At 64.6% G+C, this 11714-nt stretch carries 16 protein-coding genes; 15 read left to right on the top strand and 1 reads right to left on the bottom strand.

The features are described 5' to 3' along the window. Window positions 1-2: 2 nt before the first annotated feature. From FXY94_RS00605 to trmD, 6 genes are all read left to right on the top strand, one after another. Window positions 3-638, top strand: coding sequence for a hypothetical protein (locus FXY94_RS00605; protein ID WP_016663068.1), 636 nt, complete (start codon window positions 3-5; stop codon window positions 636-638). Between the two features lie 221 nt (window positions 639-859). Next, window positions 860-1360 carry a 30S ribosomal protein S16 gene (gene rpsP / locus FXY94_RS00600; protein ID WP_016663067.1) on the top strand — a complete coding sequence of 167 codons (501 nt, stop codon included), beginning with the start codon at window positions 860-862 and terminating at the stop codon, window positions 1358-1360. A gap of 2 nt (window positions 1361-1362) precedes the next feature. Then, a complete protein-coding gene (locus tag FXY94_RS00595; RefSeq protein WP_016663066.1) occupies window positions 1363-1605 on the top strand; it encodes an RNA-binding protein in 243 nt (80 codons plus the stop codon). A 72-nt stretch (window positions 1606-1677) separates the two neighbouring features. Then, window positions 1678-2601 carry a hypothetical protein gene (locus tag FXY94_RS00590; RefSeq protein ID WP_147594857.1) on the top strand — a complete coding sequence of 308 codons (924 nt, stop codon included), beginning with the start codon at window positions 1678-1680 and terminating at the stop codon, window positions 2599-2601. Continuing rightward, a complete protein-coding gene (gene rimM, locus FXY94_RS00585; protein ID WP_232049674.1) occupies window positions 2594-3160 on the top strand; it encodes a ribosome maturation factor RimM in 567 nt (188 codons plus the stop codon). The genes FXY94_RS00590 and rimM overlap by 8 nt, the downstream gene beginning before the upstream one ends. Before the next feature lie 6 nt (window positions 3161-3166). Further along, entirely contained in the window at window positions 3167-3901 is a 735-nt protein-coding gene (gene trmD / locus FXY94_RS00580) for a tRNA (guanosine(37)-N1)-methyltransferase TrmD (RefSeq protein ID WP_016663063.1), read from the top strand. A gap of 15 nt (window positions 3902-3916) precedes the next feature. Here the strand turns inward: trmD and FXY94_RS00575 are convergent, their stop codons facing one another. Continuing rightward, window positions 3917-4543 (bottom strand): hypothetical protein, encoded by a 627-nt coding sequence (locus tag FXY94_RS00575; protein WP_016663062.1) that lies wholly within the window; start codon window positions 4541-4543, stop codon window positions 3917-3919. A gap of 279 nt (window positions 4544-4822) precedes the next feature. On the opposite strand from FXY94_RS00575, the gene rplS reads away from it, so the two are divergent. The 9 genes from rplS to FXY94_RS00530 all read left to right on the top strand — a co-directional run bounded on the left by rplS (window position 4823) and on the right by FXY94_RS00530 (window position 11687). Next, window positions 4823-5173, top strand: a complete 351-nt coding sequence (gene rplS / locus FXY94_RS00570; protein ID WP_016663061.1) for a 50S ribosomal protein L19 — start codon at window positions 4823-4825, stop codon at window positions 5171-5173. 8 nt (window positions 5174-5181) lie between these two features. Continuing rightward, the gene (lepB, locus tag FXY94_RS00565; protein ID WP_232049673.1) at window positions 5182-5751 is read left to right on the top strand and encodes a signal peptidase I; all 570 of its coding nucleotides are present in this window, start codon (window positions 5182-5184) and stop codon (window positions 5749-5751) included. A 10-nt stretch (window positions 5752-5761) separates the two neighbouring features. Further along, the gene (gene lepB, locus FXY94_RS00560; RefSeq protein WP_016663059.1) at window positions 5762-6616 is read left to right on the top strand and encodes a signal peptidase I; all 855 of its coding nucleotides are present in this window, start codon (window positions 5762-5764) and stop codon (window positions 6614-6616) included. Between the two features lie 16 nt (window positions 6617-6632). Further along, the gene (locus FXY94_RS00555; RefSeq protein WP_051120586.1) at window positions 6633-7406 is read left to right on the top strand and encodes a ribonuclease HII; all 774 of its coding nucleotides are present in this window, start codon (window positions 6633-6635) and stop codon (window positions 7404-7406) included. A 67-nt stretch (window positions 7407-7473) separates the two neighbouring features. Beyond that, on the top strand, window positions 7474-7773 hold the full coding sequence (locus FXY94_RS00550; RefSeq protein ID WP_016663057.1) for a DUF2469 domain-containing protein: 300 nt from the start codon (window positions 7474-7476) through the stop codon (window positions 7771-7773). A 100-nt stretch (window positions 7774-7873) separates the two neighbouring features. Beyond that, window positions 7874-8272: a YraN family protein gene (locus tag FXY94_RS00545; RefSeq protein ID WP_016663056.1), complete on the top strand. Its 399-nt coding sequence runs from the start codon at window positions 7874-7876 to the stop codon at window positions 8270-8272. Beyond that, window positions 8269-9810, top strand: coding sequence for a YifB family Mg chelatase-like AAA ATPase (locus FXY94_RS00540; protein ID WP_016663055.1), 1542 nt, complete (start codon window positions 8269-8271; stop codon window positions 9808-9810). Before FXY94_RS00545 ends, FXY94_RS00540 begins: the two co-directional genes overlap by 4 nt. Continuing rightward, window positions 9807-11135: a DNA-processing protein DprA gene (locus tag FXY94_RS00535; RefSeq protein ID WP_016663054.1), complete on the top strand. Its 1329-nt coding sequence runs from the start codon at window positions 9807-9809 to the stop codon at window positions 11133-11135. The genes FXY94_RS00540 and FXY94_RS00535 overlap by 4 nt, the downstream gene beginning before the upstream one ends. Window positions 11136-11207: 72 nt before the next feature. After that, window positions 11208-11687: a MarR family winged helix-turn-helix transcriptional regulator gene (locus FXY94_RS00530; protein ID WP_016663053.1), complete on the top strand. Its 480-nt coding sequence runs from the start codon at window positions 11208-11210 to the stop codon at window positions 11685-11687. Window positions 11688-11714 lie beyond the last annotated feature (27 nt).

The raw sequence follows: 11714 nt of genomic DNA, 5'->3' as shown, positions 1-11714 counted from the left end.
CGATGTCCACCGTCACGACCGGTAGCCTTCCCGCTCTCACCTCGGGACTTCGATTCCCCACGTCGAGGCGTGGCGCGCGCTACTGCATCGATAACGTCGATCGTTTCCTCGACACCTTGGATGAGGAACTCGTGCTCACTGAGGGAGACGTCGAGCGCTCGCTCGCTCTCGCCGAGCGTATCGAGGCGCAGTCGTTCCCGCGCGTCGGGCTTATGCGTGAGGGCTACCAGGCAGCCGTCGTGGACGAAGCCCTCGAAGCGGTCGTGCGTGAACTGCGGGCCGATCCGCTCAGCGATCACAATGCTCTCGTGATTTGCGTGGATGACTTTCTCGCGGCGCATCAGCCACTGACGTGGGCCGACGCGCAGGCCGGCGCCGTTGGTGGAACCGTGAGGCTGTACGAACGCTCGAGCGTGGAAAAGGCCTTCGCTGACTTTCGCGCGATCGCTACGGCCGGCGATACGCACGAGACGCATCGCAAGCTCAGGCAGTTCCGTAAAAAGCTCACGCTCGCACGGCTCGGCGATTGGGAGAGCGGGGCGGGAGCCGACGGCGAGGGCTATCCCGCGTTCGCCGTCGATCGGTTCTTTGCGCTCAGTATTTCCGACCATTGCTCGGCGCCGCTGTCTGGCGAGTAACGGCGGAGGCACAGCGGCCGTCGGATCCTTAACTGTGCCCGGCGGCACACGCTACGGCCTTTCGCTGAGGGGCCGGTTTCGGGCATAATTGACCCTTGTATGTGCCCGCTCCGGAGCCCTCTACCCGGCCGGGCACGTCCAGCCGAGGAAAGCGCAGCTTATGTTGACCCCACGGGCGGCGCGATTCTCACCCATTCTTACGCAGAAGGAGAGACAGCCTCGTGGCCGTCAAGATTCGTCTAAAGCGCATGGGCAAGGTCCATGCACCGGTTTACCGCATCGTTGTTGTTGACTCGCGCAAGAAGCGCGATGGCGCCGTGATCGAAGAGATCGGCAAGTACAACCCGAACGAGCAGCCCTCGTTCATGGAAGTTGACTCGGAGCGCGCGCAGTACTGGCTCGGCGTGGGTGCCCAGCCCAGCGACCAGGTCGCCGCGATCCTCAAGGTCACCGGTGAGTGGGCAAAGTTCAAGGGTGAAGAGGGCACCGAAGGCACCCTCAAAGCCAAGGAAGCAAAGGTGAGCGCCGAGGAGCGCATCGCCGCCGCTGACAAGGCCGCCGCTGAAAAGCGCGAAGAGGTCAAGGCCGCCAAGGCAAAGGCTGAGGCCGAAGCCGCCGCTGAGAAGGAAGCCGCTGAGGCTGCCGAGAACGCCGAGTCCTCCGAGGAGTCGGCTGAGGGTGCCGAGGCCGAGACTTCCGAAGAGACCACCGAAGAGGCCTGAGCATGAGCGCCCGCGCCGAAGCCCTCGCGCACCTCGTGTGCGGGATCGTCGACAACCCCGATGACGTGCGCGTCAAGGAAAAGTCGACCCGCCGGGGGCCGCTGCTCGAAGTGCGCGTTCACCCCGATGATCTCGGGCGCGTGATCGGGCGTTCGGGTCGCACGGCCCGGGCGCTGCGCACCGTGACCACGGCACTGTCCAACGACGACATTCGCGTGGACATCGTGGACACCGACAAGCGCTAACGGTGACAACGCACCTTGAGGCGGCAGCAACGCTACAGTGTGGCGCGGCTGCCGCCTTTCCTTATGAGACCCGTGAGTGAGGATTCCATGAAGCTCTCCCGCATTCTTCGCCCGCTCGCTGCCTTCGGCGCAGCGGGACTTCTGGCGCTCGGCGCTGCCGGGTGCGACGCGATCGGTTCGACAGGCGGTGAGCCCTCGGGTGGTGGCACCGTGGAGGTCACGACGATAGAGAAGAAGCCCCAGGTCGATCCCGCGACCGAGTACGCGTGTACCCAGTTTTTTGGCGACCCAGATTACGTCTCGCCCGAGTACTTCCAGGCGATTGCCATGGGGGCGAGTGCCCTTGAGATCGGCGGTACGAACGAGTACATGTTCCAGACTGCCGCCGAGGATGTGCGTGGGACGTTTGCCGAATCCACCGAGGATGTTAAGGGTGCGGCTGGCAAGGTTGCCGACTGGATCGAGACTGAATCCGAGAAGGGGAAGGACGCCGATACCGAAGCCTTCAAGGGGGCGCTCGAGGGTCTCGCCTCGGCGTGCGCGCCAATGTCGGTGCACGCGACGTGGGCGAGCGGTGGCGGTGAGAAGGGTAAGAAACCCGCAAAACTCGTGTGTGCTGAGCTTGCGACAAAGCCGCAGCTGTTCACCGAATACCGCAACGGCAACGTCTTCACCTCGAACTCCTTTAAAGCCATTGGTTTTCGCGGCAAGTATGTTCCGAAGTCCGATCGTGCAAAGGTCCAGAACCTCAACGACATTCTCCAGGACGAGATTGATAACGTCGATGACGAGGGCGTGAAGAAGGCCCTCGCCGAGGTCCAAAAACCGTTCCAAAAAGTTCTTGACGGAGATCCGAACTCCTCCGGCTCACGTTCGACTCTCGATGGTTTCGGCGCGGCGTGCGAGGCAGCGGGATACGAAGGCGCCGTTGACCTCCCGAGCGAGGACCCGGGCGAGAGCGGCGAGGGCGGCGGAGGTGAGCTCGCCGGTGAGTGACAACGTGACGGTAGTCGTGGGCACAATCGGCAAGGCTCACGGCCTCAAGGGCGAGGTGTCGCTCATCGTACGCACCGATATTCCCGAAGAGCGCCTCGTGAAGGGTGCCCGTTTCGACGTTGACGGGGGCGAGGGAACGCCCCAACAGCTCACGCTCGCCGCGACGCGCACACAGCAAGGGCGGTGGTACGTGAAGTTCGCCGAGATCCACGACCGCACGGCGGCAGAGGGGCTTCGCGGCGCAGATTTGGTACTCGAGCTGGATCGCGACGAGGAGTTTGAAGAGGATCCGGATGCGTGGTACCCGGAGGAACTCAAGGGGCTTGAAGTCCGTACGGACGATGGCCGAGTGCTCGGCACCGTGATCGGGCTCGATCACTATCCCGCGCAGGACCTGTTGATCGTGCGGGCGGTGGATGGCCGGCGCGTCATGCTTCCGTTCGTCGAGGAGCTCGTGCCCGAAGTCGACATTGAGGGCGGGTTCGTGGTTGCGGATCCTCCCGGCGGTCTCTTCGATCCCGAGAACGCGCTGAGCGAGCGCGATGGTGCGAAGGGCTAGCGTCTCGTGCGTATCGACGTCATCACGATTTTTCCCGAATACCTCGCCCCGCTCGAGCTTTCCCTCATCGGCAAGGCCCGCAAGGACGGGCTCATCGATGTGCACCTGCACAACTTGCGCGATTACACGCACGATCGTCACCGCACAGTCGATGACACGCCCGTGGGCGGCGGGGCCGGCATGGTGATGAAGCCCGAGCCGTGGTCGGAAGCGTTTGCGGATGTGCTCGCCTCGGGGAAGGGGGAGTTCGACGATGGCTCCGCTTCACCGCTCGTTATTTTCCCGAACCCGGCGGGCGAACCGTTTACGCAGCGGGCTGCGGAACAGCGGGCCGAGGAGCCGTGGCTCATTTTCGCGTGCGGCCGCTACGAAGGTATCGACGAGCGCGTTTATGAGTACCTCGCCGATCAAGGTGTGCGCGTTGCGCTCAGCTCACTCGGTGACTACGTGCTCAACGGCGGCGAGGTTGCGGTTCTCGCGATGACCGAGGCGATCGTGCGGCTCGTACCAGGGGTCGTGGGCAATCCCGAATCGATCGTCGAGGAGTCTCACACGAGCGGGCTGCTCGAGTACCCGCTCTATACGAAGCCCGCGCGTTGGACCTCGCCCGATGGCGTGCAGCGCGACGTGCCCGAAGTGCTGCTCAGCGGCCACCACGCGCGCATCCAAAAGTGGCGCCGCGAACGTTCACTCGAGCGCACTGCCGAGCGCAGGCCAGATCTGCTCGAGGGGCGCGAGTAGCCCGCTAGCGCCCTCTTAGTCTTCGCCTCGTTCCTGGTCCTTCGGGTGGTCCTGGGCTCCGAGGTGACGGACGAGGCGCCTTGTTGTGAAGGGCCAATAGAAGGCCGCGAAGGCAATCGCGATGAAGCCAAACGCGCATCCAATGTCGAGGAAAACGCGCTGAGGCAAGCTCCCCGCCATGAGGGCGTGGCCAGCGCACGCGAGTGCGGCCAGGATTGCGAGTACGCCGAAGCCCACAAGAACGGCGTTGACGGGCTTGACTTTCGAGTGATGGTCGCGTGCAACCGCCGCTGAGGCAGGCGTTGTTGCCACGTGCCCTTCCTCGACCGCTTGGAGGACGCCGTGGCGCCTCCCCGGCACGAAGTGAATAACGAGCCCCGCAATCACGAGTGCGAGCGCGATGGCGAGCCCCACGATCATTGAGCGGGCGGGGTCGTCGCCAGTCCAGGGAAGGAGCGCGAGCGCCCAAAACAGCGCGGCGGGTGCGAGGAGCACGAGGAGGAACGAGACGAGGTTCGAGAAGTGCTCCTTCGTGGAGTGCTTAACGAAGGTGGTTGCTTCCGCGTGAGTGAGGCCGCTGCTCGTGATGGCCCGGTGCGACCGGGTAGCGTCGGTGGTTTCTTGGTTGTCGTGCGCGTTCACGGTGCTCCTTTCGTGCGAGCAACCTCGCACTCTCCTTCACGGGACATCCTATTGCGTGCCTCTTGGAGCAGTGGCAAAATGGATGACCGTGCGTGTTGCGCCGTGACCTGCCTCGGGGGGTTGCGGCACGAGGCAACAGGGCAGATCCGTCGCCACGGGAATGGCGGCCAGAGGCCCGGCACATGTGAATGATTCATAGACGCCCTCGGTGGGTTTGACCCGCCGCCAGGGGGTAAAACATTCGCCGTCCGACCCGGGGCGGGAGGCAGGAGAAAACTTATGCAGAAGTTCGATGAACTCGATGCGGCGCACCTCAAGAGCGACGTTCCCGATTTCCGCGCTGGCGACAACGTCAAGGTGCACGTGAAGGTTGTTGAAGGTAACCGCTCGCGTATCCAGGTGTTCCAGGGCTACGTCATCGCTCGCAAGGGCGGCGGCATCAAGGAAACCTTCCGCGTCCGCAAGGTCTCGTTCGGCGTCGGCGTCGAGCGTGTCTTCCCGGTTCACGCTCCGACGGTCGAGAAGATCGAGGTCGTTTCTCGCGGTGACGTTCGCCGTGCGAAGCTCTACTACCTTCGTGGCCTCACCGGCAAGAAGGCCCGCATCCGCGAGAAGCGCGAACACTCCTGATTCGCGCCTTGCGCTCTCAATCGCAGCCGCGGCGATCGCTCCTCGTGTGGGTGATCGCCGCGGTTTTATGCGTCGTACTTCTCGCCGTGCTTGGTGTGCGACATTTCGTTGTGACGACCTACCACGTGCCGAGTGGGTCAATGGCGCCGACGCTCAACGCGGGGGAGTACATCGTCGTGGATCGCACGAGCCGAGGTACGGCGCGTCGTGGTGACGTCGTGGTGTTCGACGGTAAGGGGTATTTCGGCGGAGCGTCACAGTATTGGGTGAAGCGTGTGATCGGCGTCGGCGGCGATCGCGTGCGCTGCTGTACCAGCGAAGGCCAGCTCGAGGTGAACGGTCGCCCGCTCGAGGAGCCCTATCTTCCCGATTCCCTCACGCGTGCGAGCGCGGTCGATTTTGATGTCGCGGTGCCCGAGGGGCACATGTTCCTTCTCGGCGACAGCCGCGATCACTCATCCGATTCGCGCAATCACCTCGGTGATCCTGGTGGAGGCATGGTTCCCGTTTCACGTACGCAAGGGCGCGTAACGCGTGTCGTGTGGCCGCTTTCCGATGGGCGCGAGATCTCCCACTAGACTGGATCCGATGTCTGAGCTCGAGCCCCCCGCCCCCGCGGTCCCCGAACCGCGCGAATCGTCGACCGCACCGGATCCCGCCGATCCGAGTGGGGATTCGTCGCGCCGTGCCGGCGCCAGGGCCCACGCGAAAAAGAGCGGAGTGCTCAGCTCGGTTCTTGATTGGACGGTCACCATTGTCATCGCACTCATCGTTGCTGTGCTGATCAAGACTTTCCTCGTGCAGCCGTTCTTCATCCCGTCGGCGTCGATGCACCCGACCCTCATGGAAGACGACAAGATCCTCGTCTCGAAGCTTCATCCGGGAGTTCTCGACCTGCACCGTGGCGATGTCATCGTGTTTCAAGACCCGGGTAACTGGGTGGGAGGCAACCACGATCGCCCGCTCACAGCCGGACAGCAGGTCTCCAAAGCCCTCAGCTACGTGGGGCTCGCCCCGGACCCGACAGAAAATCACCTCGTGAAGCGCCTCATCGGTGTGGGCGGTGACCACATCGTGTGCAAGGAACGCGGCGGCCCGATGAGCGTTAACGGTGTGGAGCTCGACGAAACCTACATCGTTCCCGGTAACGGTGCGTGCCAGGTGTCGTTCGACGTCACGGTCCCCGAGGGCAAACTGTGGGTCATGGGGGACAACCGCTTCAATAGCGCCGACTCCTCCGAGCATTACGCGCGTGGCGAGGACCCGTTCGTCGACGAATCGAAGGTAGCGGGCAAAGCCGTCTTGCTCTTCCTCCCGTTCGAGCACTGGAGCACCCTCAAGGACGGCGAGAAGGTGTTCGAGAAACTGAACAACGCCGAGAGCGCGGCAAGCATCGGCCCCACGCGGTCGAGGGATCTGTCGCCCCTCGCGCTCGCCGCGTAAGGCCCGCGTGACGCGAATGCCACGTCCCCCCGCGACTGCCGAGCGCGAGCTTTTTCTTGCGAGTGCATTTCTTGCCGCACACCCTGAGGCCTCGTCGTGCGCGGTTATTGGGCTCGACGAAGTTGGTCGCGGGGCTCTCGCCGGCCCGGTCGCGGTGGGCGCTTTCGCGGTGAGGTGCGAGCGGGGTGAGGATCCGGTTCCGACGCTTGCCGAGCTACCGTCGGGCCTCAAAGACTCCAAGCTGCTCAGCCCCACCAAACGCGAGGTGTTTTTCGCGACCCTCGCGGGCGGGGCGAGCTCGATTCCTCTTCCGCTCGGGCTCGTTGCGCGATGCGGAACCGAGGTGTGCCCGGCAGCCGTCGGAACTGCACGGGCCAGGGAGATTGACGAACACGGTATTTCTCATGCGCTCACCCTCGCGGTGACGCGTGCTCTCGAGGCGACCCGCGAGGCACTCGACGTGCCGCTTGCGGGCGTGATTCTGGATGGGAACCACGATTATGTGTCGCGCGGGTGCGAGACGCCGCTCGAGTGCCCGCTCGAGGTGGTCGTCAAGGCTGATCAGACGTGCGTATCAGTGGCCGCGGCGAGCATTCTCGCGAAGGTTGCGCGAGATCGCCACATGGGTGCGCTCGACACCGAAGCCCCCGGGTACGGGTGGGCCGGCAACAAAGGCTACGGGTCCAAGGCGCACCGCGAGGCGATCGCAAAGCTCGGGATCCACGCCGAGCATCGCGCGAGTTGGAAGCTCGTGCCGGCTGAACAGCCGGGATTCGATCTGCCACTGTAATCTTGACAATCGCGGGTGGCACGCCGCTGCGAACAACCATGAGAGCCACGACGTGAGGGAGGGCGCTTTGAACGTGCATGATCTCGATGCCTACGAGGCCGACATGGAGCTTCAGCTCTATCGCGAATACCGCGACGTCGTGGGAACGTATGCGTACCGCATCGAAACGGAGCGTAGGCTCTACCTCGCGAACCAGGTTGACGTGCATGTTCAGCATGCGGGTGGCGAAGTGTTCTACGAGTTGAACCTTGCCGATGCGTGGGTGTGGGACGTGCACCGAACGTCGCGATTCGTGCGTTCCGTTCGCGTGTTGACGTTCAAGGACGTCAACGTTGAAGAGCTTGAGAAGCCCGAGTTCGATCTCTAGCCATGCCGTAGTCGGTGGTTCGCGCCTCACAGGGCGCACCCATCCACAATTGGTCGTTGCTCGACTGACACCGATGCGTAGTTTCGGCATCGTGTGAGGCATGACGATCACGACAGAAGTCGACACTCGCGGTGCCGACACCCTCTCCACCAAAAAACTTGGCAACCTCGGCGAGGACATCGCCGCAGACATCCTCACGCGCGCGGGTTACGAGATCCTCGAGCGGAACTTCAGCACGCGCCACGGCGAAATCGACATCGTCGCGCTCGACGGCGACACGCTCGTGTTCATCGAGGTCAAAACGCGGCGCAGCCTCGTGATGGGCTCGGCGGTAGAAGCGGTCGATTCCCGCAAGGTACGCAAGCTTCGCACGATGATCGGCGCATATTTTCTCGAGCGAAGCCCGCAGCACTCTGGTGTGCGTCTCGATGCTTTCGGTGTCTTCGTCATGCCCGGCGGGCACGTCGACGTCACACACCTCAAGGCAGTGGGCTCATGAGCGTCGCGCGCGTGCTCGGCATGAGCCTGTGGGGGCTCGAGGGGCGAATTGTTGAGGTTGAATGCGAAATCAGCAGGGGGCTTCCCGCTTTCGTGATCGTGGGGCTCCCGGACTCCTCGACCCTCCAGGCCCGCGAGCGCGTCAAGAGTGCGTGCGCCAACGCGGGCCATGCCGTTGGGGAGAAGAAAGTTACCGTAAACCTCTCGCCCGCGTGGATGAAAAAGAGTGGCTCCGGGTTCGATCTCCCGATCGCCGTCGCGACCCTCGCTGCGAAGGGGGTCCTCCCGCCGGGACACCTTGAGAACACGCTCTTCATCGCTGAACTTGCGCTCGAGGGGAGTCTCAGGCCCGTGCCCGGGATTCTCCCCGCAGTGCGGGCAGCCGCTAAAAGCGGGGTGCGTCGGGTCGTCGTCGCCGAGGCTAACGCTGACGAAGCGCGCCTCGTGCCCGGCATCGACGTGCACTCTGCGTGCCATCTCGGCGAGGTCCTTAACGCATTCGGGGGAAAGGCCGTGTGGAGTCGACGTGGGCTTTTTGACCTCGAGGAGGAAGAGGGCCCAGGCGAACCGCCGACCACCGTGCGCGAACAGCCTGATTTTCTTGACGTCAAGGGGCAAAAACTCGGGCGCGAGGCGGCGGAGATCGCCGCCGCGGGAGGTCATCACATGCTCCTTCTCGGGCCGCCCGGCGCGGGCAAAAGCATGATTGCCTCGCGCCTTCCAAGCATCCTTCCTCCGCTTGAGCCGGAGCGTGCTCTCGAGCTCAGCGCGATCGCTTCGATTGCCGGGGAGTTCGATGCGTCGAAGGGACTTGTGAGCGAGGCACCCTTTATCGCTCCGCACCACACCTCGAGCGTCGCGTCGATCATCGGCGGCGGCAGTAACCTTGCGAGTCCCGGCGCTGTCTCTCGCGCTCACGGGGGAGTGCTTTTCTTTGACGAAGCGCCTGAGTTCGCGCCCAAGGTTCTTGAGTCGCTTCGGGAGGTGCTCGAGACGGGGGAGGTGTCTCTCCACCGCACTCGCGGCGTGGCGACCTACCCCGCGGCGTTTCAACTGATCCTCGCCGCCAATCCGTGTCCGTGCGGCCATGCCGATGCGCGAGGCGACCGGTGCCGGTGCACGTCGCTTCAGCGCCGCCGCTACATGGCGCGTCTATCGGGGCCGATCGTCGACCGCATCGACCTTCGGATCACGCTTGCGCCCGTGCGTTCCCTCAGCGGGTCGACGAGAGAAGAATCGAGCGCGCACATTCGAGAGCGCGTGTGTGCGGCGCGCGAGACTCAGCATCGACGCCTCGACGGCAGCGGTTATCTCGTCAATGCCCAGGTGAGCGGCCGGTTTCTCGATCAAGAGATGCCATTGGAGCGCACCGACGACGCGATCTTGGTGCGTGCAGTGGAGCGCGGTCGCCTCACGATGCGGGGCCGCGACCGCGTGCGGCGTGTCGCGTGGACCCTCGCCGACCTTGAGGGGAAGGCTCGGCCGACGAGCGCCCACGTCGCGACGGCTCTCGAGCTTCGAGGGGAGGATGCGTCGTGATCGAGCCGAGAAGCGGGAGCGAGGTGGCGCGTTTTTGGGATGCCGACTCCGTTCCTCTCGAGCCATGTGCTTCGCGTGCTGACCTCGAGGCGCGAGCGGTGTGGAGCGCCCTCGCTGAAGCGACGGATGCCGCCGCACGGTACCTGTGGCTTTCGCGCGGGCCCGTCGATGCACTTGCCCTGGCGCTCGACGGCTCTATCCGCGAGATTGCGGTGGCCCTCGAGGAAGCCGCCCACGATCCAGAGGCTGGGCGGCTTCACGTGACCGCCGCGCATGAATCCATGAGAATCCGCGACGCGCGAAGCGCTGCCGAAAAGGCTAAAGCTGCGTGGGAGGCTCGAGCGAGCGAAGCGCGATACGTTCTCGAGCACTCGAGCGAGCACGGCATCAGGCTCATCCGGCCCGGCGAAGCAGGGTGGCCCGCGGGACTCTCGCGGCTCGCGATTAACGCGCCGTTCGCCCTGTGGTGCGCCGGCGGTCACGCTGGCGAGAACGCAGACTCTATGCGCTCCGTTGCCCTCGTGGGTTCGCGTGGAGCGACGCGTTACGGCACTGGCGTTGCCCACGACTTCGCCGCGGCGCTCGCGGAACGAGGAGTGCGGGTGGTCTCGGGTGGCGCGCTCGGGATCGATGCCGCGGCCCACGCTGGAGCGCTCGCGGCGCGGAGCCTCAAGGGGGGAGGGGGCGGGACCGCCGCATTCCTCGCGGGTGGCCTCGACGATTACTACCCGCGCGCAAACGCGGCGCTCCTTACCCGTGTGAGGAATGAAGGTGGGCTTTTTTCTGAGGCGCCCATCGGTACGCGGCCGACCAGGTGGAGGTTTCTGTCGCGCAACCGGCTCATTGCCGCGGCAAGCGACGCCACGATCGTGATCGAGGCTGCGTGGCGCTCAGGAGCTCTGTCGACCGCCGCGCACGCCGATTCGCTGTCTCTCCCCGTTGGTGCTGTTCCCGGCCCCGTAACCTCGGCAGAAAGTAGCGGGTGCCATCGGTTGATCGCCGAGCGGGGTGCGCAGCTTGTCTCGCGGGTTGAGGACGTCGAGCTCATGATCTCGGGGGGAGCGGGGTTTTCGGCAACCGTCGGGTCTACGGAGAATTCCGGCTCGCCCGGCACCCTCCCACTTGACGTCGACCTTCTCGGTCCCGTGGATCGCCTGGTGTTTGACGGCATCCCGCGGTTTTCCCCGATTGGCGTTGGAGAGCTCGCGTCCCTGTGTGCCCTCGATCCCGAACAGGTGGCGGCAAGCCTCACGCGAATCGAGCTTCTCGGGCTCGTGCAGGTGAGCCGCGGCAGGGTGCGTCGCGTTGCTTCGGGGGCCGCTTAATGACGGCGGCGTGTGGTTGATCTTACGGACACGAGGTTGAGGCAATACTTAGGGAAGCTATATAGTCAAGCTATGCAAATGGGGGAATCCGGGAATCAGGCCGTTGAAGGTCCGCGCAGCAATCTCGACGAACTCGCGAACGAACTGGTCGCGAATGCTCTCCGGTTTAGTCGGACCGCCGGCCGCAATGCGGGTGGCGCGCGCTCACTCATCTCGGTGCGCGTGCTCGCGAACTTGCGCCACGGTGGACCGCTGCGCGTCGGCGAACTCGCGGCGCGCGAGTCCGTATCGCAACCAACGATGACCGGGATCGTCAACCGTCTCGCGGCCGATAACCTCGTCCAACGGCGTTCCGATGAGCGCGATGCCCGTGCCAGCGTCATCACGCTCACCGAGGCGGGCAGTGCCGAGCTCGACCGTTCCCGTGCGGCCTCTGCCGCATCCGTGCGACCCGCGCTCACCGCCTTAGCGCCCGAGGATCTCCACACGCTCGAACACGCGGCGGCCCTCCTCGGCGACTTAGCCGACGCGCTCGCGCGCCCCCAACGCTAACCGCACGCACGGGCGCGCTCAGGCGCC

This window comes from Dermabacter jinjuensis (assembly GCF_902381725.1).
Lineage (GTDB): Bacteria > Actinomycetota > Actinomycetes > Actinomycetales > Dermabacteraceae > Dermabacter > Dermabacter hominis.
The sequence above is the reverse complement of the archived record's forward strand: the minus strand, read 5'-3'. Positions and strand labels throughout refer to the sequence as shown.

Bases quoted from the DNA above. Each gene is read 5' to 3' on its own strand.
- lepB (WP_016663059.1), top strand. From the start codon at position 5,762: ATGTCTGAGCTCGAGCCCCCCGCCCCCGCGGTCCCCGAACCGCGCGAA.
- FXY94_RS00555 (WP_051120586.1), top strand. From the start codon at position 6,633: ATGCCACGTCCCCCCGCGACTGCCGAGCGCGAGCTTTTTCTTGCGAGT.
- FXY94_RS00605 (WP_016663068.1), top strand. From the start codon at position 3: ATGTCCACCGTCACGACCGGTAGCCTTCCCGCTCTCACCTCGGGACTT.
- FXY94_RS00595 (WP_016663066.1), top strand. From the start codon at position 1,363: ATGAGCGCCCGCGCCGAAGCCCTCGCGCACCTCGTGTGCGGGATCGTC.
- FXY94_RS00530 (WP_016663053.1), top strand. From the start codon at position 11,208: ATGCAAATGGGGGAATCCGGGAATCAGGCCGTTGAAGGTCCGCGCAGC.
- rplS (WP_016663061.1), top strand. From the start codon at position 4,823: ATGCAGAAGTTCGATGAACTCGATGCGGCGCACCTCAAGAGCGACGTT.
- FXY94_RS00545 (WP_016663056.1), top strand. From the start codon at position 7,874: ATGACGATCACGACAGAAGTCGACACTCGCGGTGCCGACACCCTCTCC.
- FXY94_RS00540 (WP_016663055.1), top strand. From the start codon at position 8,269: ATGAGCGTCGCGCGCGTGCTCGGCATGAGCCTGTGGGGGCTCGAGGGG.